The sequence below is a fragment of the Rathayibacter sp. Leaf248 genome (assembly GCF_920939495.1).
Taxonomy (GTDB): domain Bacteria; phylum Actinomycetota; class Actinomycetes; order Actinomycetales; family Microbacteriaceae; genus Rathayibacter; species Rathayibacter caricis.
In genome coordinates this window covers 1,055,167-1,078,197 of sequence record NZ_CAKLAV010000001.1, presented here as the reverse complement: position 1 = coordinate 1,078,197, position 23,031 = coordinate 1,055,167, and the positions used below count along the sequence as shown (strand labels likewise).

Genomic DNA, 23,031 nt, shown 5'->3' with positions numbered 1-23,031 from the left:
CACTGTCGGGGTGACAGACGTGAGCGGTGACCCGCGCCTTCGAGCGGGCGACGAGAAGCCAGAAGCAGGATCTGCGGGGGACGTCTCCGAGACGGCTGCGGCGCCGCGCAGCCCCCGGGTCGAGACCCTCGAGGAGCTTCGCGCCGAGCGGGACGCCCTCCTCAACGACCCCCTCGACGCGTGGCTGAAGCACATGCACGTCGGCGGCGTCGTGGCGTCGGCGCCGTTCGAGCAGACGCTCTCGTGGCGAGTCACCAAGCCTCTGCGCGCCGCGCGCCTCTTCCAGATCCGCGCGTCGCAGCTCGGACTCCGCGGTGCGGTCGGCCACTCGGTCCGGTACGCGCAGCGCCGCTTCGGGCGTCGCGGATGAGCGCCGAGGATCTCGACGCGCCTCTGCGCCGCGCACTCCTCCTCGAGCGCCTCGAGCAGCTCGCGCCCTTCCTCCTGGAGGCCGACGAGATCGAGGCGCTCGCGGGTCGGGGTCCCGGTCCGCTGCTGGACGCGATCGCCCGCCGCACCAAGGAGCGCGCGTCCGACGACCTGACCTGGCTGGCGCTCACCTCGTTCCTCGCGGTCTTCCCGGTCGAGCACTTCTTCCTCTGGTTCCGCCGCTCGCTCGAGCTCTGCAAGCCGCACGAGGCCCTCCGGGTCTTCCTGTCGGCCGGCGCCCGGGCCTCCACCGGCTACGCCGACCTCGGCTCGCGCCTCGAGATCGTCACCGACGCGGTGATCGCCGACGTCGACTTCTGCGCCCGTCACGCTCACCAGACCGGGATCCAGCGGGTCGTGCGCAACACGATGCGCCGGTGGCACGGCCACCACGACGTCACTCCGATCGCCTGGGTCAACGGCTCCATGGCCATGCGACGACTCAGTGACATCGAGCTCTCGCGGGTCATCGACTACGAGAACATCCGCTCCGAGCCGTGGCGCGACGGCGACCCCGAGGTCGTCCGCTTCGTCGTGCCGTTCCGGTCGACGGTCCTGATCCCCGAGGTTCCCGGTCTGAACCTGTGCGCGCCGTACGCCTCGCTCGCCGCCTACTCGGGCAACCGGGTGGGGCTCATCGGCTACGACGCGATCCCGGTGGTCAGCGCCGACACGGTGCCCGGCATCGAGACGGCGCGCTTCGTCAACTACCTGTCGGTGGTGAAGCACGCGAGCAGCGTCGCCGGCATCAGCGAGTCCGCCTCGGACGAGTTCCGCGGCTTCGTCGACGCCCTCCCGGCGCAGGGACTCGCCGGACCGCAGGTCGACACCGTCGCCCTGCCCGTCGATCGTCCCAACCTGGTCGACGCGTCGCTGGCGCCCTCGACCGTCGGCCCGCTCGTGCTCGCCGTCGGCAGCACGGAGCCGCGCAAGAACCACCTCGCGGTCCTGCACGCGGCCGAGCGCCTCTGGCGGGAGGGCCTGGTGTTCACGCTCCGCTTCATCGGCAACGGGAACGATTGGTCGACCCGGGTCTTCGACGTGCGGATCCGCGAAGCCCAGCAGGCCGGCCGCAGCGTCGAGCTCTGGCGCGGTGCCAGCGACGAGAAGCTCGTGTCCTCCTACGAGAACGCCCGGTTCCTCGTCTTCCCGTCGACCCACGAGGGCTACGGCCTGCCGGTCGCGGAGGCGCTCGCCCTCGGTGTCCCCGCACTCACCTCGAGCATCGGCTCGCTGGCCGAGATCGCCGCCGACGGAGGCTGCGTGACGGTCGACCCCGGTGACGACGACGCGATCCACGCGGCCATGCGCGAGCTGTTGCAGTCGGACGAGAAGATCGCGCAGCTGCGCGCGGAGGCCCTCGCCCGGCCCCGGCGCACCTGGGACGACTACGCCGAGGAGCTGTGGGGCGTCCTGGTGGGCGCCGACGAGGAGAAGGCGGTCGACCGTGCGTAAGTCCGTGGCGGTCGACCGCCTGAGCGTGCTCCTGGAGACCCTCGCGCCCGAGCTGGCTCCCGAGGCCGAGCTGGACGGCCTGGTCCGTCAGCTCGCCGGCGTCCTCGAGGCGCCGTCCACCGAGGAGATCTGGCTGACCCTCGCCGTCGTCACCGGCGCCCTGCCGGTCCGGGACGAGGTCATCGACGCCGTGCGGCTGGTGCGGCTCGACGGTGCGCGGGCTCTGCTGCGCTCGGTGCTGCGCGAGCGGGCCAACGGCTTCATCCTCAACCGACTGCAGATGCCGCGCGTGCGCGTCGTGACCGCGGCGGTCGTCGTCGACGTCCACCACACCGCCCGGACCGGTCTCGCGACCGGCATCCAGCGCGTGGTCCGCAAGTCGATCGCCGAGTGGTCGAAGGAGCACCAGATGGTGCTCGTCGGCTGGGACGGCGCCGACCGCACCCTCCGCGAGCTCGACCCGCCGCTGCGGCGCAACGCCCTCTACGGCACCGTGCCCGACGCGAAGGCCGACCCCAGCAGCGACATCCTGGTGCCCTGGCGCTCGCGGTACGTGCTGCCGGAGTTGGCGACCGAGGACGAGCGCACGTCCCGCATCGCAGCACTCGCCGAGTTCAGCGGCAACCGCACGTCGACCATCGGCTTCGACTGTGTCCCGCTGACCACCGCCGAGACGGCCCACATCGGGATGAGCGCCGCGTTCTCGCGGACGCTCGTCGCAGTGAGCCACATGGACCGCGTCGCGACGATCTCGGAGGCGGCCGCGGTCGAGTACCGCGGCTGGCGCGAGATGCTGGCCGGAGTCGGTCGGAAGGGCCCCGACATCCAGCGGATCCTCCTGCCGTCCGAAGCGGGGAGCGTCGACGACGCCTCCCTCGCCCGGGCCTCGGCGGAGCTGGTCACCGGGGACCTCCCGCTGGTGGTCTGCGTCGGCAGCCACGAGCCGCGGAAGAACCACCTCGCGGTGCTGCACGCGGCCGAGCTGCTGTGGCGGGAGGGCCTCGAGTTCAGCCTGGTCTTCATCGGCGGCAACGCGTGGAACAGCGAGGGCTTCGACGCCCAGCTGGAGCGGCTCCGGATCGAGGGGCGCGAGGTCGCGTCGTTCTCGGCGATCACCGACGAGCTCCTGTGGAGCGCCTACCGGCTCGCCCGCTTCACGGTCTTCCCGTCGCTCAACGAGGGCTTCGGCCTGCCCGTCGCCGAGTCGCTGGCGGTCGGCACCCCGGTGCTCACCGCGCGGTACGGCAGTATGGCCGAGATCGCCTCCCAGGGCGGCGCGGTCACGGTCGACTCGCGAGACGATCACGACATCGCCCGGGGCATGCGCGAGCTCCTGACCGACGATGCGCTGCTCGAACGCCTGCGCGGGGAGGCGTCGCGTCGCGACAACTCCTCGTGGGCGGAGTACGCCGCCGAGCTCTGGGACTTCGTCGCCACGGACGCCCGCTGAGCGCCCCGGCGGGCGGTCGACCGACCGCCCGCTAGCGCGATCGGTCGAGCTGCTCCGCGGCCGACACCAGGGCCTCCGCGGCATCGGTCCACGGACGGATCGCGCCGGGATCCACCCGCCGCGGGAGACGCATCGCGTCCTGCAGAGCGCGGACCAGTGCGTCCCGGTCCCCGGGGCAGACGAACACGGCGGCGTCGTCGTGGCCCGCGAGCGCGTCGCGGATGCCGGGGATGTCCGACGCGATCACCGGAGTGCCGGACGCGACGGCCTCCAGCGCGGGCAGTCCGAAGCCCTCGTGGTGCGAGACGAGCGCCAGGGCGTCCGCCCCGGAGATCAGTGCGGGGAGCATCTCGTCCAAGACCGGCTGCGCGACGATGCGGACGTCGGCACCGGCCCTGGTCGCGCTCTCGACCGCTCCGACGATCTCGTCGTCGTCCCATCCGGTCGCACCGACGAGCAGCAGCGAGTGGCCCTCGGGACGCTCCGCCGCGGCGTAGGAGCGGATCAGGTGCGGCAGGTTCTTGCGCGGCTCGCGGGCGCCGACGAAGAGCACGTAGCGCTCGACGCCGAGCGCTCCGGCGACCGCAGCCGACTCCTCAAGCGAGCGCGGCCGGAAGACGGCGGAGTCGACGGTCGTGGGGAGGACCCGGATGCGCTCGGCGCCGACCCCGAGGAGCTGCTCGATCTCACGGGCGGCCGAGGGGGTCCCGGTCGCCACGAGGCTCGTGCGACGGAGCCAGCCGGCGACGTGGGCGGTGAGGAACCGCCTCCGCTCCACGGGCACCAGTGCCGGCTCCGCGGCGAAGCAGACGTCGTGGAGGAACGTGATCGAGGGGCTCAGCGTCCGCCAGTTGCGGAAGTTGGGGAAGAAGTACACCCCGCGTCCGATCAGGAGGTCGATCGGGACGGGCGTCCGGGTCAGCAGCCCGACCAGGCGGCGGGGGAGCGGGACTCCGACGACGCGGACGCCGGCGGGGGCCGCGCGTCGCACCGCCGCCCGCTCGGACAGCGGAGCGAACAGGGTCAGCTCGATCCGGTCCGCGAAGCGCTCGTCGGTGAGAGCGCGGACCGTCTCGAGGAGGACGTGCCCGACGCCCGTCATCGCCGTCGCGGCGAGCGGAGTGGCATCGACGCGGAGGCGGACGGGACGGTTCACGCCCGCGTGACTCCGCCGACCGTCGCGGTGGCGGCGACGCTCACGAGGCCGACCCGCTTGTCGCTGCGCTCGACCGTGAACCGCGCGCCGACCGGCACGCGGGTGAACTCGCCGTTGCCGAGCGTGGAGGCGGAGGCGTGCACGGCGTAGGTGCCGCCGCCGAAGCGGATGTCGGGCAGATCGAAGACGATCGTCGTCTGCTCGGTCAGCGGCGGGTGCTCGAAGCCCAGGCGCATCGTGTTCGTGCCGAAGACGATCTGCCCCATGGGAGTGTCCACGCCCATCCCGACGAACCAGTTCTCGAGGGGAGTGCTGCTCAGGGGGCGCAGGGTCACCGAGACGCGGAGGTCGTCGCCGGGGCGCAGGGTGCGGTTCCCCTCCTCGAGCGTGCCGCCGTCGAGCTCGATGCTCACGATCTCGGCGGGCTGGATCTGCTCGGGCTCCTCGCCCGTCTCCTCCGCCTCGACGATGGCCTCTGCGGTCTCGCGCTCCACGCGCTCCTGGCGCGAGGACTCGAAGCCGTTGCGCAGCACCTCGAGACCGCGGGCGGTCTCGCCGTCGTAGATCACGTTCCCGTGCTCGAGGACGACGGTCCGGTCGCACAGCTCGCCGACCTGCTCGAGGGAGTGCGTGACGAGGACGATGGTCTTGCCGGCGCGCTGGAAGGCGCGGATGCGATCCATGCACTTGCGCTGGAACGGCTCGTCGCCGACGGCGAGGACCTCGTCGACCAGGAGGAGATCGGGATCGGTGTGGATCGCGATCGCGAAGGCGAGCCGCACGTACATGCCCGAGGAGTAGAACTTCACCTGGGTGTCGATGAAGTCGGCGATCTCGGAGAAGTCGACGATGGAGTCGAACTTGTCCTCGAGCTCCTTGCGCGACAGCCCCAGGATCGCTCCGTTGAGGAACACGTTCTCGCGACCCGTGAGATCGGGGTGGAAGCCCGCTCCGAGCTCGAGCAGGGCGGCGAGGCGGCCGCGGCGCTCGACGGTGCCGGTGGTCGGCTGGATGATGCCGCCGATGAGCTTCAGCAGCGTGCTCTTGCCGGAGCCGTTGGCGCCGATCAGGCCGACCGTCGAGCCGAGCGGGATCTCGAGGTCGATGTCCTTCAGAGCCCAGAAGTCGTCGCGGTGCTGGCGCCCGCGGCCGAAGTTGACGATCCGCTCCTTGATGCTCTTGTCCTTGCGGATGACGAAGCGCTTGGACGCGTTCTGCACGCGGATGATGGTGGGCATCGTCGCGGAGTCGGGGAGGGACACCTCTGATTCGAGTGTCATGGGATCAGATCTCCTGAGCGAAGTTGCCCTCGAGGCGGCGGAAGATGCGGTGGGCGATCCACACCAGCACGACCCCGACGAGGAAGATGAGCAGGAGGCGGAGCTCCATGTGACCGGGCCACGGCTGCGGCCCGACGAGGATCGGCGCGTCCTCCGTGCCGAGGTCCACCGTCTGCGATCCGGCCGACCAGATGGCGCGCTGGAAGGCCAGCACGGCGTTGGTCATCGGGTTGAGCAGGTAGAGCTGGGCGACCCAGCCGGGCACGGACTCGACCACGAAGGCCCAGGCGTAGACGATCGGCGAGAGCCAGAAGAAGATCTGGATCCCGACCTCGACGAGGAACTGCACGTCGCGGAGGTAGACGTTCAGCGCCGACAGCGCGAGGGCCAGCGCGAGTCCGTAGACCAGCACGACCGCGATCGCCGCCGGGATGTAGAGGAGGTTCCAGTTGACGTCGATCCCGCCGAGGAGGATCGCCCCGACGATGAGCACGAGGAACTGGACGGCGAAGTTGAACAGGGCGGAGCCGATCGTGGCGACCGGGAAGATCTCGCGCGGCAGGTAGACCTTCTTGATCAGCCCGCCGTTGCTGAGGATCGAGACCGTGCCGCTGCTGACGATCTCGGCGAAGAGACCCCAGATCGTGAGGCCCGAGAACACGAAGATGGCGAACTCCGGCACGTTGCGCGCCGCCGAGAGGAACTGGCCGATCGCGATGTAGTAGATCGCGAGCATGACGAGCGGGCGGATCAGCGTCCAGAGGAAGCCGAGACTCGAGTCCTTGTACCGCTGCTTGAGCTCGCGATTGACGAGCAGCCGGAGGAGCTCGCGGTGGCGGAGGATGTCGATCAACGCCGAGACGAAGCCGCCGGCCTTCCCGCCGCCGGGCTGCGTGCCGCTGCGGTGGAAGGGCTCCTGCGCGATCGCGTCGACGCGGTCCGCCGCTCGCGTGATCGTCGACTTCTTGCTGCTCATCGGTCTCCCAGCCATAGCACTGCCGTCACGGCAGCTGGATCATTGTACGTTCCGTCCGCTCCACGACCCGGGAGACGGCGGGCCGGCGGCTCAGCTGGCGCGTCGGGCGAGGTCGAGATCGTGCGCGACCATCCGCGCGACGATCTCCTCGAAGGCCACCGTCGGCTGCCAGCCGAGGACGGAGCGGGCGCGCGAGGCGTCGCCGCGCATCTCCGGGGCGTCGACGGGCCGGGCGAAGCGCGGATCGAGGACGACGAGGTGCTCCCAGTCGTCGATGCCGGCCGCGGCGAACGCGGCCGCGACGAACTCGCGGACGGAGTGCGAGACTCCGGTCGCGATGACGTAGTCGCCCGCCTCGTCGGCGCGGGACGCCCGCACGAGCGCGTCGACGTAGTCCGGGGCCCAGCCCCAGTCGCGGCGGACGTCGAGGTTGCCGAGCGACAGCTCGCTCGCGGCCCCGACGGCGATCGCCGCGACGCCGGCGGTGATCTTCCGCGTCACGAAGGCGTCGGGGCGGCGGGGCGACTCGTGGTTGTAGAGGATCCCGGAGGAGGCGTGCAGTCCGCGTCCGCGGTACACGCCGACCAGGAGGTGGGCGAACGCCTTGGCGGCGCCGTACGGCGACACCGGGCGGATCGGGGTCGACTCCGTCTGCGGGTTCTCGGTCGCGGCTCCGAAGATCTCGGACGACGACGCCTGCACGAAGCGCACGGCGCGCCCGCTCGACTCCTGGAGCGACAGGGACGCCTCGAGCAGCGCGGCGACGGCGGTGCCGGTGACCTCGGCGGTGAGCACGGGCTCCTGCCAGGACAGCGCGACGGAGGAGAGCCCGGCGAGGTGGAAGACCGTGTCCGGCGCCGCCTCCGCGACGATGCGGCCGAGGCCCGCGGCGTCGCGGAGGTCCCCCTCGAAGGGCCGGACGGCCGAGGGGAGGGCGGAATCGTCGCCGCGCACCAGCGCGGAGACGTCCCAGCCGTCCTCGAGCAGGCGCTCGACGAGGTAGCCCCCGTCCTGGCCGCTCGCCCCGGTGACGAGAGCGGAGGGCACGACTACCTGATCAGCGCGGTCTGCTCGACCAGGTCGTTCTCGACCATCATCGCGACGAGCTCGGGGAAGGACACCTTGGGCTCCCAGCCGAGGACGTCGCGGGCCTTCGCCGGGTCGCCGATCAGCAGATCGACCTCGGCCGGGCGCATGAACGCGGGGTTCTGCGTGACGTACGGGGTCCAGTCCTCGATGCCGACGTGGTTGAAGGCGATGTCGAGGTACTCGCGGATCTCGTGGGTCTCGCCGGTCGCGACCACGTAGTCGTCGCCCTCGGGCTGCTGCAGCATGCGCCACATCGCGTCGACGTAGTCGCCGGCGAAGCCCCAGTCGCGCTTCGCGTCGAGGTTGCCGAGCTCCAGGGTCTCCTGCAGGCCGAGCTTGATGCGGGCGACGGCGAGGCTGATCTTGCGCGTCACGAACTCCGGGCCGCGCCGGGGCGACTCGTGGTTGAAGAGGATGCCCGACGAGGCGTGCATGCCGTAGGACTCGCGGTAGTTGATGGTCATGTAGTGACCGAAGACCTTCGCGACGCCGTAGGGCGAGCGCGGCCAGAGCAGGGTCTCCTCGCGCTGCGGCACCTGCTGCACCTTGCCGAACATCTCGGAGGAGGAGGCCTGGTAGAACTTCACGCGCGACATGTCGTCGCCGGCGTAGAGGCGGGTCGCCTCGAGGATGTTGAGCACGCCCTTGCCGGTGACGTCGGAGGTCAGCGACGCGTTCTCCCACGAGTACGCGACGAACGAGATCGCACCGAGGTTGTAGACCTCGTCGGGCTGGGCGACGGCGAGCACGCGGACGAGGCTCGAGACGTCGGTGAGGTCACCGGTGAGGAGCGTCACCTCCGGAACGACGCGGCGCACGAGCTCGTACTTCGGGTTGTTCTGCCCGCGGACCAGGCCGAAGACCTCGTAGCCCTTCGAGAGCAGCAGCTCGGCGAGGTAGAGGCCGTCCTGGCCGGTGATTCCGGTGATCAAAGCGCGGGGCACGTGGTGGTCCGTTTCGTCGTGGGTCGATGACAGCGGGCTACATACTACCCACGGGCCTCGGGGAGGTCCGGATCGGCACCGGCGGGGCGGTGCCGAGCGCGGCTATCCTGGCCGGTCGAGACACCGATTGGACGCCATGCCCGACCAGCTCCCCGTCACGCTCGCCGTCCTCACCGTCGACCCCGGCGGGATGGGGGGAGGCGAGACCTACGCCCGTGCTCTGACGCGCCTCCTCGTGCCGCGGGCGGGGGAGGAGGACCTGCGCGTGCAGGTCCTCGTGCCCGAGAACGCGCGCGGGTTCAGCGAGGGCGTCGCGGAGCTCGTCGCCGGCGGGGTCGTCAGCGGCGCGGGTCACCGCAGGCGGGCGGTCGGCATGCTGCAGGCGCTGCTCCGGACCGCTCGGCTGCGCCGGAGGCTCGCGCGCGACGAGACCCTGTACTTCCCCTTCACCGTGCCGCTGCCGTGGCCGTCGAGGCGGCAGGGGCACGTCCAGATGCTGTTCGACCTGCAGCACCGCGACCTGCCCGAGCTCTTCCCGCGCGTGGAGCGCCTGTTCCGCCGGGTCGCGTACGAGGCGACCGCCCGGCGAGCGGACGCGGTGATCACGATCAGCGAGTTCACCAAGGGGCGGATCGTCGAGCTCCTCGGGATCCCGGCGGAGCGGATCCACGTGTCGCACCTCGGAGTGGACACCTCCCGCTTCCGTCCGAACACGGGCGAGCGGGACGACTTCGTCTTCTTCCCGGCCCGGGCGTGGCCGCACAAGAACCACGCGCGACTCTTCGAGGCGATGCGGCTGCTCCGCGCCGACGGCCACGACCTGCGCCTCGTGCTGACCGGAGGCGACCTCGACCGGCTCGGCGAGCTGCCCGACTTCGTCGAGTGGCGCGGCCACGTCGCTCCGGAGGAGCTCGCGGAGCTGTACCGACGGGCGGCGGTCCTCGCCTTCCCGAGCCTCTACGAGGGCTTCGGCCTCCCTCCGATCGAGGCCATGGCGTCCGGCTGCCCGGTGGCGGCCGCCGACGCCGGGTCGCTGCCCGAGATCTGCGGTGACGCCGCGGTGTACGTCGATCCGCTCGACGCCCGCTCCATCGCCGACGGCATCGTCGAGGCGATCGCGCGTCGGGAGGAGCTCGCGCCGCTCGGCATCGCCCGAGCGGCCGAGTTCGACTGGGAGAGCTGCCGAGCCGAGCACCTCGAGGTGCTCCGCTCCGTGGCCCGCCGCCGGGTCAGTCGCGGGGGCGGAGCAGGCGGCGCCAGCTGAGGCCCTGCGCCGCGCGCATGGCGCACACCACGACGAGGAGCCAGCCCGCGTCCAGCAGGATCGAGCTCTCGGCGAGAGCGGTCACGACGAGCACGGTCAGGACCATCACGGGCCACACGTGCACGACGGCCTTGCGCTCGGAGGCGATCAGCCAGGAGCGCCAGAGCGCGAGGCCGACGAGCGCCGTGAAGAGCACGGCTCCCACGACGCCGACCTGGAGGGCGAGGTCGAACAGGGCGTTCAGGCTGGAGGAGTGCGGCCGGCCCGAGAGGAAGTCGATCGCGGTGAACGGGTACAGCTCCGTGCGCCAGTAGCCCACCCAGCCCCAGCCGATCAGCGGGGCGAGGTCGACGAAGCGTCCGACCTGCTGCCAGAGGGTGAGGCGGAACTCGAACTCGCTGCCGGCGTTGAGCATCTCGATGATCCGCGAGCGGAAGATCCACGCGGCGAGTGCCGCGCCGACGGCGACACCGACCGTGACGTACTGCCGGGTGCGCCGGTGCTCGCTGTCGCCCCGGCGCACCCAGCGCAGGGCGAGCGCGACGACGGCCGCGACCACCAGCACCCCGGCGCTGACCGCCGAGCGGGTGAAGAGCAGCGTGGCGCCGGCCAGAGCGAGCGACGCGATCGCCGGACCGCGGGCGACGGAGCGGGTCATCAGCTCGACCGCGAAGGTCACGATCGCGAGCAGGCAGACCAGGCCCAGCTGGTTGCGCGTGCCCACCAGCCCCTGGATCGGGCCTCCCACCGCGAGCTGCCCCTCGACGCCGAGGAAGCGCAGGGGACGGTCGATGAGCACGCCCGCGACCACCTCGACGGCGACCGACGCCGCGAGCACGAAGCGCAGCACGTCCCCGACCGAGCGGATGATCTGGATGATGTCGCGCGTCACTCCGATCGCGATGGCCAGGAACGCGAGCGCGAGCTGATAGGCGACGCTCGAGACGGTCGCCCACTGGTACCCGCTCCAGAGCACGCTGAGCGCGATCCAGCCCAGGAACACGAGGATGCTCGTCGGCAGGAGACCCTCCCAGTCGAGGGTGCCCCGGCGCAGCACGAGCATCGCCGCGGCGAGGACCGTGAGCGTCGCGATGCCGGCGATGTACCCGGGCCAGCCGATCATGCCGCGCACCGCGGGGGCGCACAGGACGACGACGAGAGTCGACTGCGCGAGAGCGGCGGCGAACCGGGGGGACGCCACCGCGTCCGAGAGGTACGGCGGGAGAGCGGAGGGCCGCCGGTCCGTCATCGCCCCGGACGCTCGCCCGCGACGGTGGGGCGCTCGGCCGACAGGGCCTCCTCCGCCTCGTTCGCGGGCTGCTTCGTCAGGACGGCGAGGGCCGTGAGCAGGAGCCAGCCGCTCTCGATCAGCAGGCGGCTCTCGGCGAGGGACTGCGCGAGCAGGGCGACCACGATCAGCAGCGGCGCCAGCGAGAGCGCGGAGTAGGGCAGCGATGCCGTGGCGCTGCGGCGGGGCCGGTCCACGGCGCGGAACCAGGAGCGCCAGAGCGTCGACACGGTGAGGGCGCAGAAGAGCACGAGCCCCACGACTCCGAGCTGGAACCAGACGTCGAGCGCGGCGTTGTGGGCCTGGAGGTAGAGGACGCCCTTGCGCTCGGCGAGCGTGTCGAACGGCGCGGCCCACGGTGCCCAGTAGCTGACCCAGCCCCACCCGAGCACGGGGCGCTGGGCGGCGAGGTCCCAGACGGCGCTCCAGATGTCGAGGCGCCCGGTGGCGTCCTCGCTCTTGCCCAGGAGGGAGAGCAGCGCGCCCCAGCCCGACGCGACTCCGACGACGAGCACGGCGCCGACGGCCGCGGCGGTCACGTACACCGGCCGCCGCCCGTCCTCGCCCCGATGGCGCGCCCAGAGCGCGAAGACGGCGACGAGCCCGACGGCGACGAGGCAGAGCAGGACGGTCGAGGAGCGGGTGAGCAGCAGCGTCGCGGCGAAGACGAGCGCCCAGAGCACGCCCCAGCGGCGGCGGACCGTGCGCGCGGCGAGCTCGATCAGGACGACGACGAGGCCCAGCAGTGCGGCGAAGCCGAGCAGATTGCGATTGCCGACGATGCCCTGGATCGGCTCGCCGGTGAACAGCGCCGCCTGAGACCAGTAGAAGGCGTCGGGGATCGGGCCCGATGCGGGCAGATCGATCACCAGCGGGAGCACGCTCTGCCGCACGACGACCGCCACGACGAGCTCGAACAGGAGCGAGAGGCCGACCGTGATGCGTAGTGCCCGTCCGAGGGCCGTCACGAAGGCGCCGGCGCCCAGGGTCAGACCGAGGACGACGCCTCCGAAGGTCGTCGCGAGCTGCGCGGTGACGCCGATCGCGCTCGCGCCGGGGTAGGCCGACCAGAGCAGCGACAGGACGACCAGGGCGAGGAAGGCCAGGAGCGACTTGGGCGTCCGGCTCCAGAGCAGCCGCGGCCGCTCGCGCACGACGAGCACCACCGCGGCGATCAGGAGTGCTCCCACGACCAGGCCCCAGCCCCACCAGCCGGCGAGGTTGCGCAGCGCCTGGCCCGAGATCAGCACCGTGAGGATCGCGACCGCGAGCGCTCGGGGAGCGGTGGGCGCGGCGCGTCGGGGCATGGCGATCAGTCTAGAGAGCGGTCGCGGCGCTCCGGCTCAGACGAACGCCGCCGTGCCGGTGATCGCGCGGCCGACGATCAGGGTGTTCATCTCGCGCGTGCCCTCGTAGGAGTACAGGGCCTCCGCATCGGCGAAGAAGCGGGCGACGCCGTAGTCGAGCACGATGCCGTTGCCGCCCATCACCTCCCGGCACCACGCCACCGTCTCGCGCATGCGCGCCGTCGTGTAGGCCTTCGCGAGGGCGGAGTGCTCGTCGCGCTGCTCGCCGGCGTCGAGCATCTCGGACACCCGGGTCGCCAGGGCGATGCTCGCGGTGATGTTGCCGATGCTCTTGACGAGGAGGTCCTGCACGAGCTGGTGGCCGACGAGGGGCTTGCCGAACTGGACGCGCTCGCGGGCGTACCGCAGGGCCGCGTCGTAGGCGCCGATGGCGACTCCGATCGCCTGCCAGGCCACTTCGGCGCGGGTCAGCCGGAGGACCTTCGCGGTGTCGCGGAAGGAGTTCGCGTTCTGCAGGCGGAGCGACTCCGGCACGCGCACCCCGTCGAGGACGATGTCGGCGTTCTGGATCGTGCGCAGGCTCTGCTTGCGGGCGATCGCCGTGGCGCGGTAGCCCGGAGTCGTGGTGGGCACGAGGAAGCCCTTGACCTGTCCGTCCTCCGCGTCCTTGGCCCAGATCACGGTGACGTCGCTGAAGGTCGCGTTCCCGATCCAGCGCTTCTCCCCGTCGAGGATCCAGTCGTCGCCGTCGCGGCGCGCCGTCGTGCGCAGCCCCTGGGCCGAGTCCGAGCCGGAGTGGGGCTCGGTCAGTCCGAAGGCGCCGATGACCTCGCCGGAGGCGAGCTTGGGCAGCCACTCGGCGCGCTGCTCGTCCGATCCGGTCACGCCGACGGTGCCCATGACGAGTCCGTTCTGCACGCCCACGTAGGTGGCGATGCCCGCATCGACCCGGCCGAGCTCGAGAGCGACCCAGCCGCGGAACACGGCCGAGTTCTCGATCGCGCGCGTTCCGGGCCACGAGAGCCCGACGGCGCCCGTCGCGTGGATCCCCGGCACGAGGTGGCGCGGGAACTCGGCGCGCTCCCAGTAGTCGTCGGCGATCGGGCGCACCTGCTCCTCGAGGAAGGCGCGGAGGCCCACCAGGAGGTCCTTCTCGGCGGGGGAGAGACCGCCGGCGAAGCCGTAGAAATCGGCCGCCAGCGTCTCGAAGATCGTGCTGTCCATGTGCTCCGTCGCTCCCTGGTTCGAGTCGGACCGCCCCTGCCGATCCAGCGGCGGCGACGCGGCTGGTGCCAGCGTACGAACGCGGGTCCGCGACGGCACGAACGGTGGAGGGGAGCGCCAAGGGGAGCCCCGCCACCGGCGGTCGCCGTTGTGGATCCTGCTAGCGTCGGGGCGGAGCGGCCCCGGGAGGCCCCGGTACGCGCGCGGCTCCTCCTCTGCTCCCCGGACGGAAAGGCCCGGCCCGTGTTCATCCCGATCGGCAACACCCCCCGCGACTACGCCTGGGGGTCCCTCACCGGCATCTCGGACGCACTCGGCACCCCGGCGTCGGGCGGTCCCGAGGCGGAGCTGTGGCTCGGGGCGCACCCCGGATCGCCGTCCCGCATCCTCGACCCCGCGTCGGTCGGCGCGGACACCCTCGCGGATTGGATCGCGCAGGAGCCGGAGGCGGCGCTCGCCGGATCGCACGGCTCGACCGACCCGGTGTCCGGCGCTCCGCGCCTCCCGTTCCTGCTCAAGATCCTCGCCGCGGGCGGCCCGCTCTCGCTGCAGGCGCATCCCTCGGCCGAGACCGCGCAGCGCCGCTTCGTCGAGGAGGACGAGGCCGGGATCCCGCGCGACGCGGCGGACCGGAACTACAAGGACCCGTTCCACAAGCCCGAGCTGATCTACGCGCTCACCGAGAGCTTCGACGCGCTGTGCGGCTTCCGCGATCCCGCCCGGGCGCAGGCGCTGCTCGAGGAGCTCTCCCAGCGCGCCGCCGGTGCGCAGGGCGCCGTCATCCGCGCCTTCGCCGCGACTCTCGACGGCGACGCCGAGCAGGTGCTCCGCCGCGCCGTGTCCTGGCTGCTCGCCGACGGCGACCGGAGCGAGGTGTCGGCTCTCGTCGACGCCGTCGTGGCGGCCGCCGACGGGGACGACCGCCTCGAGACCCGCACCGTCGCCGACCTCGCCGGGAGCTACCCGGGCGATCCGGGCATCGTGCTGTCGCTCCTGCTGAACCGGGTGCGGCTCTCGCGCGGCGAGGTGCTCTACCTGCCCGCGGGCAACATCCACGCGTACCTCCACGGCACCGGCGTCGAGCTGATGGCGGCGTCCGACAACGTGCTGCGCGGCGGGCTGACGCCCAAGCACATCGACGTGCCCGAGCTCGTCGACGTGCTCGAGTTCTCGCCGCTGCCGGTGCCCTACCTTCCGGCCCACGAGGTCGCGCCCGGCGTCCGCATCTACCGACCGGACGTGCCGGACTTCGTGCTCGCGGTCGTGGAGCCGGTGTCGGAGGACGCCGTGGAGCTGGAGCTGCACGGTCCGGCGATCGCGATCGCCACCGCGGGATCCTTCGTCGTCGAGGGCGCGGAGGGCCGGACGCGCGTCGAGCGCGGAGGCAGCGTCTTCGTCACGCCGTCCGAGGGGACGCTCTCGGTGAGCGGCCGCGGGACGCTCTTCGTCGCCACGCAGTAGCCCTCCGTCCGCCGGATCAGGACGCTTCGGCGCAGGCGAACGTGCGGCGGTAGGCCGCGGGCGTCGTCTGCAGCACGCGGACGAAGTGGTGGCGCATCACGGCCGCCGTGCCGAACCCGACCCGTCCCGCGATCGTCTCGAGGGTGAGATCGGTCTCCTCGAGCAGCTGCTGCGCGCGCAGCAGGCGCTGACGGTTGAGCCAGGCGAGCGGAGTGGTGCCGAGGTCGGCCCGGAACCGCCGCGCGAAGGTGCGAGGCGACATCAGGGCGCGGCGGGCGAGGGCCTCGACGGCGAGCTCCTGGTCGAGGTTGTCGAGCATCCACTCGGTGACCTCCGCGAACGAATCCGCCCGAGCCTCCGGGATCGGCGTGCGGATGTACTGCGCCTGGCCCCCGTGCCGTTGCGGCGGCACGACCATCCTCCGCGCGACCACGTTGGCGGCGGCGGCGCCCCACTCCTCCCGCACGATGTGCAGGCAGGCGTCGATCCCCGCGGCGGTGCCGGCGCTGGTCACGATGCGCCCCTCCTGCACGAAGAGGACGTCGGGGTCGACCCGGACCGACGGGAACCGCTCGGCGAGCTCGTCCGTGTGCATCCAGTGCGTCGTGGCGCGTCGACCGTCGAGGATCCCCGCCTGGGCGAGCACGAACGCCCCGCTGCACACACTGAGGATCCACGCGCCCCGGGCGTGCGCCCGCCGGAGGAGGTCGAGCACGCGCTCGTCCACCGGGCCGCGGGGGAGGGCCGGGATCGCGAGGAGGTCCGCGTCCTCCGCCCCGGAGAGATCGCCCTCGACGACCATGTCGAAGCCGAGGCTCGTGGTGACCGGCCCCGGATCCGTCGTCACGATGCGCAGGTCGAAGGCGGGCCCGCCCTGAGCGGTGCGGTCGATGCCGAACACCTCGCAGACGACCCCGAACTCGAATGGGGCGAGACCGGGCAGGGCGACGAGGGCGACGGAGCGGAGCACGGCGGCAGGATATCGCGGGCCGACCACATCCCGCCAGAGCGACGTGTTCCGACGTCGCCGCTACAGTAGCGACGGCGCCGAGCAGGGCCGCCGACGATCGAGGGAGTCGCACATGGCATGGCTGGTCACCGGGGGAGCCGGATACATCGGGGCGCACGTCGTGCGCGCGTTCGCCGAGCAGGGCATCGACCCCGTCGTCGTGGACGACCTGTCGTCGGGCCACGACTCGTTCGTGCCGGAGGGGGTCCCCTTCCACCGCGGCTCGATCCTCGACGAGGCGCTGCTGGACCGGGTCTTCGCCGAGCACCCGATCGAGGGCGTCGTGCACGTCGCCGGCTTCAAGTACGCCGGGGTCTCGGTGCAGAAGCCGCTGCACACCTACGAGCAGAACGTCACGGGCACCCTCCGTGTGCTCGCGGCGATGGAGCGCGCGGGTGTCTCCTCGATCGTCTTCTCCTCCAGCGCGGCGGTCTACGGCGCGGTCGACGTCGACCTCGTCACCGAGGAGACCCCGAAGAGCCCGGAGTCGCCCTACGGGGAGTCCAAGCTCATCGGCGAGTGGCTGCTCGCCGACGCGGGACGCGCCTGGGGCGTCCGGCACGCGTCGCTGCGCTACTTCAACGTCGTCGGCTCCGGATACCCGGACGTGTACGACACGAGTCCGCACAACCTCTTCCCCCTGGTCTTCGAAGCGCTGCTGGCCGGCCGCACCCCGAAGATCTACGGAACCGACTACCCCACGCCCGACGGCACCTGCGTGCGCGACTACATCCACGTCGCGGATCTCGCTCTCGCCCACGTCGCCGCGGCACGTCGTCTGGCCGCCGGCGAGCCGATCGAGCCCGTCTACAACCTGGGCAGCGGCGACGGCGCCTCGGTCGGCGAGATCATGCGCGCCATCGCCGAGACGACCGGCATCGACTTCGAGCCCGAGACCGCTCCCCGCCGCCCGGGCGACCCGCCGCGCATCGTCGCCTCGGGCGAGCGCGCGGGCCGCGACCTCGGCTGGGAGATGCGCCACTCCCTCTCGGACATGGTCGACAGCGCCTGGCGAGCCCGGAGCGCCGCCACCGCCTGAGGGACGGCACTCCGGCGTCACGCTTGCGACACGCCGGAGTGTCGTGAACCCTCCACGGGTTGTTGAGGGTTTACAGTCTGCGACTTGACCTTCGGGAATGACACCGGTGTAATTACGTGGGCGGCGCCTCCGGGAGGAGCGGGTCGCCGATCATCGGAACCGGCGGGGTAGGAGACGGCATGGCAATTCCCGACAGCGTCTCAGGACGCGGAGTCTCGGAACCCGGCGGCACCCTCTCCGACCGCGGCGGTCAGTACGCCTCCGGCGAGCTGCGGGGAGCGGCCGGCCGCGCAGGGGTTCCCGAGGACTGGTTCGTCGATCCGGTGCGTCTCGGCGTGCCCGGTGTCCGACCCGGCCTGGACCCCGAGACCGAGGCGCCCGGCGGCGCCCTCTCCTGGCAGGCGGACTCGCTCTGCGCGCAGACGGATCCCGAGGCGTTCTTCCCCGAGAAGGGCGGCTCGACGCGTGATGCCAAGAAGATCTGCACCTCGTGCGAGGTGCGCTCGCAGTGCCTCGAGTACGCCCTCGAGAACGACGAGCGCTTCGGCATCTGGGGCGGGCTCTCCGAGCGCGAGCGCCGCAAGCTCCGCCGCCGCGCGTAGGGCCGCCACGACCCGGGCGCGGTCGATCCGCGCCCTCGCGGCGGGGCGGCGAGCCGCTGGCGAGTGCTCCGCCGCCATCGCCTAGGGTGGTCCGCGATGTATCCCCGAGTAACCGCCGTCCTCGTCGCGCGCAACGGCGCCGCGTATCTGGAACGCACCCTCGCGGCGCTCCGAGCCCAGACCCGGCAGCCCGACGCCACCGTCTTCGTGGACGGGGGATCGAAGGACACCACGGGTGAGCTGCTCGCCTCCTGGGGTCCCTCGCAGCTGGTGCAGGTCGCCGAGAACCTCCCCTTCGGCCAGGCCGTGGCTCGCGCCGTCCGCGTGATGCAGCCCCCGGCGGGGGAGGACGAGTGGCTCTGGCTCCTCGCGCAGGACTCGGCACCCGAGCCCGGTGCGCTCGCCGCCCTCCTCGGCGCGGTCGAGGTCGCGCCGTCCGTGGCGGTCGCGGGCCCGAAGGTCATGGACTGGACGCGATCGGGCTACATCCGCAGCTACGGCGAGTCGATCACCAACTACGGCACCACGGTCCACCTCGTCGAGGACGAGCTCGACCAGGGCCAGCACGACGCCAATCCCGACGTGCTCTCGGTCGCCGCGGGCGGCATGCTCGTGCGCCACAGCCTCTGGGAGGAGCTCGGCGGCTTCGATCCGGGGCTCCCGGTCGTCGACGACGCCCTCGACTTCTCGATCCGCACCCGCCTCGCCGGCCACCGCGTCAGCAGGGTGCCGGACGCGCGGGTCACCACCGCCCGCATCGGCCTGCAGCGCCCCGACGGCCGCCGCATCGACGGAGGCGAGCGCCGCCGGGCGCGCCAGCACCGCACCGCCCAGCTGCACCGCCGCCTGGCCTATGCGCCCGTGGCGCTCCTCGTCCTCCACTGGCTCTCGCTCGTTCCGCTCGCCGTCGGCCGGGCGGTCGTCCGGCTCCTGCGCAAGCAGCCGGGACTCGTCGGGGGCGAGCTGCTCGCGGCCGTCGTCGTGGCGTTCGGCGGCACCAAGGTGCTCCGCGCCCGCACAATCCTCCGCTCCTCGAAGAACGTCGGCTGGAAGTCGATCGCGCCGCTGCGCATCCCGCTCGACACCGTGCGGCAGCTGCGCTCCGTGCGGCACGACGCCGTTCGGGTGCAGGCCGGTCGCGACCGCCACCCGCTGCACTTCTTCCAGAGCGGAGGAGTGTGGGTCGTCCTCGTCGCAGCGCTCGCGGGCCTGGTCGTCTACACCCCGCTGATCGCGGCTCCTGCCCTCAGCGGCGGCGGTCTGCTGACCCTGTCGCCGACGGTCGGCGACCTCTGGCGGAACGCGGCGTACGGCTGGCGCGACCTCGGCTCGGGCTTCATCGGAGCGGCCGACCCCTTCGCCGGCGTCCTCGCCGTCCTCGGCTCGCTGACCTTCTGGTCGCCCAGCTACGCAATGGTGCTGCTGTACCTGACGGCGTTCCCGCTGGCCGCGATGGGCGCCTGGCTCATGATCGCCCGGATCACCCCGCGGCCGCTCGCGCGGGCGTTCGGCGCACTCGTCTGGATCCTCGCACCCGCGTTCGCCGCTGCGCAGTCCGACGGGCGCCCCGGGCCGATCCTCGTGCACGTGCTGCTGCCGTGGCTCTTCTTCGCGGGCTTCGGGGCCTACCGCTCGTGGTCGGCGTCCGCCACCGCGTCGCTCCTGGCCGCCGCGGTCGTAGCGTGCGCGCCGATCCTGTCCCTGCCGCTCCTGGCGATCTGGATCGTGATCCTCGCGACCTCCGGCCGGCGCGTCGGGCGCTTCGCCGGCCTGCCGATCCCGGCGGCCGCCCTGCTGTTCCCGCTCGTCGTGGCCCACGCTCCCCGCGGGGACTGGCTCGCGATCCTCGCCGACCCCGGAGTCCCGCTCCCGTCGGCACGCGCCGACCTGTTCTCCCTGCTCGCGGGCGTGCCGTCGGCGCTGACCGCCGGCTGGGTCGACCTGCTGTCGCAGATCGGGATCACCGAGGCCGCCGCGCCGCTGGCGACGGCCGTGCTGGTGCTGCCGTTGATCGTGGCGGCGCTCGCCTCCCTCCTCCTGCCGAACAACCTGTCCGCTCTGGGCGGCGTGGGCGTCGCCTCCGCGGGACTGCTGACCGCCTCCCTCGCGCAGGGGATCCAGGTCGCGACAGCGGGCTCCGAGCCGGTGGCCGTGTGGAGCGGATCGCCGCTCAGCCTCTACTGGCTCGGTCTGGTCATCGGCTTCTCGCTCTCGCTCGGCGCCCTGCCGTCCTTCCGCCTGGTGCCCGCGCTCGTGGTCACGGTCGCCGCCGCACTCGCAGTCGGCCCGTTCGCCCTCGCCTTCCCGCAGGGTCACTCGTCCATCGCGAGCACCTCCGACCGCTCGCTGCCGGCCTACGTGGCCGCCGAGGCGCAGAACGACCCGCGGGTGGGCACCGTCGTGCTGGTGCCGCAGGCCGACGGCGGGATCCTCGCCCGCCTCGAGCGCGGCGCCGGAGCGACGCTCGACCAGCAGTCGACGCTCGCCGCGACGGGGGCCGAGAGCACCGACGAGATCGACGAGCTCGCGGGCAACCTCGTGTCGCGCACCGGCTACGACGTGGCGTCGGCGCTCGACGAGCTCGGCGTCCGGTTCGTGGTCCTCACCGAGGCGAGCAGCGAGGACGCGGGCGACGCGGCCTCGGCCGTCCGCGCCCGCGCCGCGGTCTCGCTCGACGGCAACGCCGCGTTCTCGGCCGTCGGCGACACCCGCTACGGCCTGCTCTGGAGTGCCGTCGATCCGGAGGGCGGCCGCGCCGAGGCTGCCCCGCAGGACGTGGTCGGTCCGTTCGGCATCGCCTACACCGCCGGACTCCTGCTGATCCTCCTCGTCGCGCTCCTCCTGGCGGTCCCCACCGGGCTCTCGCTCGAGCGCGGCCGTTCCGGCGCGCCGGTGGCCGGGATCGACGACGAACCGGGCGAGGCCACCGGCCAGTTCGACGACGGGACCGACGATGTCTGACCCCCGCGACCAGGAGACGAGCATGCCCGCCACCCCGCCCTCGGGCCGCTCCTCCCGCGCCGACCGCCGGAGCGCCCGCGCCGGCTCGACCGGCCGGCCCGGAGTCGCGACCACGGACTCCGTCGCGACGACGGCGCCGACACCGCCCCGCGATCGCCGCGCCTCCGCCGCCCGACGCCGCCGCAGCGCCCTGCACACCGCGGTCGGCGTCGCCGGAGTCGTCCTCGCCGCGACCGCGGTCGTCCTGCCCCAGCTGCTCCCGCTGCCCGCCGCGACACGGGCCGCCGACGGCGTCGTCGTGACGCCCGTGGCCGCCGACAGCACCCTCGTCTGCGGCGGCGATCTGCTCGACGCGACGCAGCCGGAGGAGCTCCGCGCGTTCGAGGGCTCCGGCACCTCGGTGTGGCCCGACGACGTCGTCCAGAGCTCGACGGCCCTCGACGAGCCCGATCTGGCGGCGCCCGGCAGCGGAGTCACGGGTCTCCTCGTCCCCGCGGAGTCCGATCCGGTTCCCGGCGGAGCGACCACCCAGTCGATCGCGAACGAGACGGTGTCGGGCCTGAGCGCGCTCGGCTGCGCAGCGCCCTCGGCCGACAGCTGGATCGTCGGCGGATCGACCGACATCGGCTCCACCTCGGTGCTCGTTCTCGCGAACGCGAGCGAGGTCGCGGCCACCGTCGATCTGGCGCTCTACGGGGAGAACGGCCCCCTCGAGGCCACCGGCGCGTCCGGGATCGTCGTCCCTGCCGGAACGGTCCGCGCCCTGCCCCTGGCCGGTCTCGCTCCCGACGTCGTGCAGCCGGTGGTGCGGATGACCGCGCGCGGCGGGGAGATCGCGGCCAGCCTGCAGAGCACCGCCATCTCGGGACTGACCCCGGTCGGCATCGAGACCACCGCCCCCTCCGCGTCGCCGTCGACGCTGACCGTCATCTCGGGCTACCGCATCGCCTCGCCTCCCGCCGAGACGTCGAGCGACGACGGCAGCGGGGGAGCGGGCAGCCCCGTGCTGCGCATCCTCGCGCCCGGCGAGGCGGACAGCACCGTGTCGATCGAAGTGGCGAACGAGGATCCGAGCGGCGCGGGCACGTCGACGCAGGTCGTGGTGCCGGCGGGCCGGGTCGGGGAGGTGCCGCTGTCCGGACTCGCCGAGGGCTCCTACCGGATCACCCTGAACTCGGACGAGCCCGTCGTCGCCGCGGGGCGCACCACCTCGACCGGGACAGCCGGCACCGATTACGCCTGGTTCGCCTCCGGCACCTCGGTCTCGACGCCGTTCGGAGTGGCGAGCACCGGCGAGCCCGGCGCCCGCCTGCACCTCGCGAACGCGAGCGACACGACCGCTTCGGTCGTGCTGGACGCGGCGTCCGGCTCGCGCACCGTCGAGATCGGGCCCTACTCCTCCGTCACCGTCGATCAGGGCATCGACCAGCTCGTCGTCTCGAGCGATCAGCCCGTGCAGGCGTCGGTGTCGATCGCGAGCGACGGCAGGATCGCGGCCTACCCGATCGTGCCGCCCGGTCCGCTCTCGTCGCCGATCACGGTGTACTCGCACTAGGGCGGTCCGGGCCGCCGGGGTTCCGTCGACCGCGACGGCGATCTCGTGTTCGACAGGACCTAGAGGTGGCGGAAGCGGTCCGGGGAGATGTCCCACGGATCGCGGCCGAGCAGCTCCGCCACAGCGCGGAACACGTAGCTCTCGATGAGCAGCCGCTGGTGCTGGTCGTCGCGCCGGTGCAGCTTGGCCAGGCGCTCGATCGGAACGCGGTAGAGCGTGATGCGGCGCTCGGCGTGATCGACGCGCCAGCGGGCGATCCCGGTGGCCGCCAGGCGTGCCGGATCGACGTCGGGGGTGGCCGCGACATCGACGTGGATGCCCGCGAGCTCGTCCGGCCACGCGCCGCGGAGGTAGTCGATCGCGGAGCCGACCGTCAGCTCGAAGAAGTCGGTGCGGGTCTGCAGGAGGGGCAGGTGGGGCCCGGTGACCGGGCCGCGGATGCCGCGCCCGTGCCTGTCGCGGGATCCGCCCCGGGCCGAAGCCGCCTGACGGGCGGTGGAACGACGAGCACGGGGCATGCCTCCAGCCTATTGCTACTGTGG

At 72.6% G+C, this 23,031-nt stretch carries 19 protein-coding genes; 9 read left to right on the top strand and 10 right to left on the bottom strand.

Translation table 11 applies throughout. From position 1 onward, the window contains the following. The first annotated feature begins 10 nt into the window (after positions 1 to 10). The 3 genes from LRG51_RS05275 to LRG51_RS05265 are packed head-to-tail and all read left to right on the top strand — an operon-like array spanning position 11 to position 3,334. Complete coding sequence (locus LRG51_RS05275; RefSeq protein ID WP_230671530.1) at positions 11 to 370, top strand: hypothetical protein; 360 nt, start codon at positions 11 to 13, stop codon at positions 368 to 370. Then, complete coding sequence (locus LRG51_RS05270; protein WP_230671528.1) at positions 367 to 1,884, top strand: glycosyltransferase family 4 protein; 1,518 nt, start codon at positions 367 to 369, stop codon at positions 1,882 to 1,884. Before LRG51_RS05275 ends, LRG51_RS05270 begins: the two co-directional genes overlap by 4 nt. Continuing rightward, entirely contained in the window at positions 1,877 to 3,334 is a 1,458-nt protein-coding gene (locus tag LRG51_RS05265) for a glycosyltransferase (protein ID WP_230671526.1), read from the top strand. The genes LRG51_RS05270 and LRG51_RS05265 overlap by 8 nt, the downstream gene beginning before the upstream one ends. Positions 3,335 to 3,365: 31 nt before the next feature. On the opposite strand, the gene LRG51_RS05260 is transcribed toward LRG51_RS05265, so the two are convergent. The 5 genes from LRG51_RS05260 to LRG51_RS05240 form a co-directional block, all read right to left on the bottom strand. Then, a complete protein-coding gene (locus LRG51_RS05260) occupies positions 3,366 to 4,490 on the bottom strand; it encodes a glycosyltransferase family 4 protein (protein WP_230671524.1) in 1,125 nt (374 codons plus the stop codon). Then, on the bottom strand, positions 4,487 to 5,770 hold the full coding sequence (locus tag LRG51_RS05255) for an ABC transporter ATP-binding protein (protein WP_230671522.1): 1,284 nt from the start codon (positions 5,768 to 5,770) through the stop codon (positions 4,487 to 4,489). Before LRG51_RS05255 ends, LRG51_RS05260 begins: the two co-directional genes overlap by 4 nt. Before the next feature lie 4 nt (positions 5,771 to 5,774). After that, positions 5,775 to 6,746: an ABC transporter permease gene (locus tag LRG51_RS05250; RefSeq protein WP_055788148.1), complete on the bottom strand. Its 972-nt coding sequence runs from the start codon at positions 6,744 to 6,746 to the stop codon at positions 5,775 to 5,777. Between the two features lie 90 nt (positions 6,747 to 6,836). Next, entirely contained in the window at positions 6,837 to 7,793 is a 957-nt protein-coding gene (locus LRG51_RS05245; protein ID WP_055788151.1) for a GDP-mannose 4,6-dehydratase, read from the bottom strand. A gap of 2 nt (positions 7,794 to 7,795) precedes the next feature. Further along, positions 7,796 to 8,779, bottom strand: coding sequence for a GDP-mannose 4,6-dehydratase (locus tag LRG51_RS05240; RefSeq protein WP_055788154.1), 984 nt, complete (start codon positions 8,777 to 8,779; stop codon positions 7,796 to 7,798). Positions 8,780 to 8,915: 136 nt separating this feature from the next. Here LRG51_RS05240 and LRG51_RS05235 point away from each other — a divergent pair, with 136 nt between their 5' ends. Then, positions 8,916 to 10,043 (top strand): glycosyltransferase family 4 protein, encoded by a 1,128-nt coding sequence (locus LRG51_RS05235; RefSeq protein ID WP_055788158.1) that lies wholly within the window; start codon positions 8,916 to 8,918, stop codon positions 10,041 to 10,043. On the opposite strand, the gene LRG51_RS05230 is transcribed toward LRG51_RS05235, so the two are convergent. Genes LRG51_RS05230 through LRG51_RS05220 form a run of 3 tightly spaced genes read right to left on the bottom strand, consistent with a single transcriptional unit; the run spans position 10,009 to position 13,862 of the window. Then, a complete protein-coding gene (locus tag LRG51_RS05230; protein WP_055788162.1) occupies positions 10,009 to 11,292 on the bottom strand; it encodes a hypothetical protein in 1,284 nt (427 codons plus the stop codon). The genes LRG51_RS05235 and LRG51_RS05230 overlap by 35 nt on opposite strands. Beyond that, positions 11,289 to 12,638: an O-antigen ligase family protein gene (locus LRG51_RS05225; protein WP_230671520.1), complete on the bottom strand. Its 1,350-nt coding sequence runs from the start codon at positions 12,636 to 12,638 to the stop codon at positions 11,289 to 11,291. The genes LRG51_RS05230 and LRG51_RS05225 overlap by 4 nt, the downstream gene beginning before the upstream one ends. 36 nt (positions 12,639 to 12,674) lie before the next feature. Beyond that, on the bottom strand, positions 12,675 to 13,862 hold the full coding sequence (locus LRG51_RS05220; RefSeq protein WP_230671518.1) for an acyl-CoA dehydrogenase family protein: 1,188 nt from the start codon (positions 13,860 to 13,862) through the stop codon (positions 12,675 to 12,677). Between the two features lie 243 nt (positions 13,863 to 14,105). Here LRG51_RS05220 and manA point away from each other — a divergent pair, with 243 nt between their 5' ends. Beyond that, entirely contained in the window at positions 14,106 to 15,323 is a 1,218-nt protein-coding gene (gene manA / locus LRG51_RS05215; RefSeq protein ID WP_230671516.1) for a mannose-6-phosphate isomerase, class I, read from the top strand. Positions 15,324 to 15,339: 16 nt separating this feature from the next. Here manA and LRG51_RS05210 read toward each other — a convergent pair whose 3' ends face one another. Next, entirely contained in the window at positions 15,340 to 16,293 is a 954-nt protein-coding gene (locus LRG51_RS05210; RefSeq protein WP_230671514.1) for a GlxA family transcriptional regulator, read from the bottom strand. 112 nt (positions 16,294 to 16,405) lie between these two features. Between LRG51_RS05210 and galE the strand changes: the two genes are divergently transcribed. The 4 genes from galE to LRG51_RS05190 all read left to right on the top strand — a co-directional run bounded on the left by galE (position 16,406) and on the right by LRG51_RS05190 (position 22,489). Further along, positions 16,406 to 17,371 carry a UDP-glucose 4-epimerase GalE gene (galE, locus tag LRG51_RS05205; RefSeq protein WP_055788177.1) on the top strand — a complete coding sequence of 322 codons (966 nt, stop codon included), beginning with the start codon at positions 16,406 to 16,408 and terminating at the stop codon, positions 17,369 to 17,371. A 269-nt stretch (positions 17,372 to 17,640) separates the two neighbouring features. Continuing rightward, positions 17,641 to 17,973, top strand: a complete 333-nt coding sequence (locus tag LRG51_RS05200; protein WP_280523133.1) for a WhiB family transcriptional regulator — start codon at positions 17,641 to 17,643, stop codon at positions 17,971 to 17,973. Between the two features lie 96 nt (positions 17,974 to 18,069). Continuing rightward, the gene (locus LRG51_RS05195; protein WP_230671513.1) at positions 18,070 to 20,934 is read left to right on the top strand and encodes a glycosyltransferase family 2 protein; all 2,865 of its coding nucleotides are present in this window, start codon (positions 18,070 to 18,072) and stop codon (positions 20,932 to 20,934) included. Positions 20,935 to 20,956: 22 nt separating this feature from the next. Beyond that, the gene (locus LRG51_RS05190; protein WP_230671511.1) at positions 20,957 to 22,489 is read left to right on the top strand and encodes a DUF5719 family protein; all 1,533 of its coding nucleotides are present in this window, start codon (positions 20,957 to 20,959) and stop codon (positions 22,487 to 22,489) included. Positions 22,490 to 22,548: 59 nt separating this feature from the next. Here LRG51_RS05190 and LRG51_RS05185 read toward each other — a convergent pair whose 3' ends face one another. Beyond that, the gene (locus tag LRG51_RS05185) at positions 22,549 to 23,007 is read right to left on the bottom strand and encodes a metallopeptidase family protein (protein WP_055788187.1); all 459 of its coding nucleotides are present in this window, start codon (positions 23,005 to 23,007) and stop codon (positions 22,549 to 22,551) included. Positions 23,008 to 23,031 lie beyond the last annotated feature (24 nt).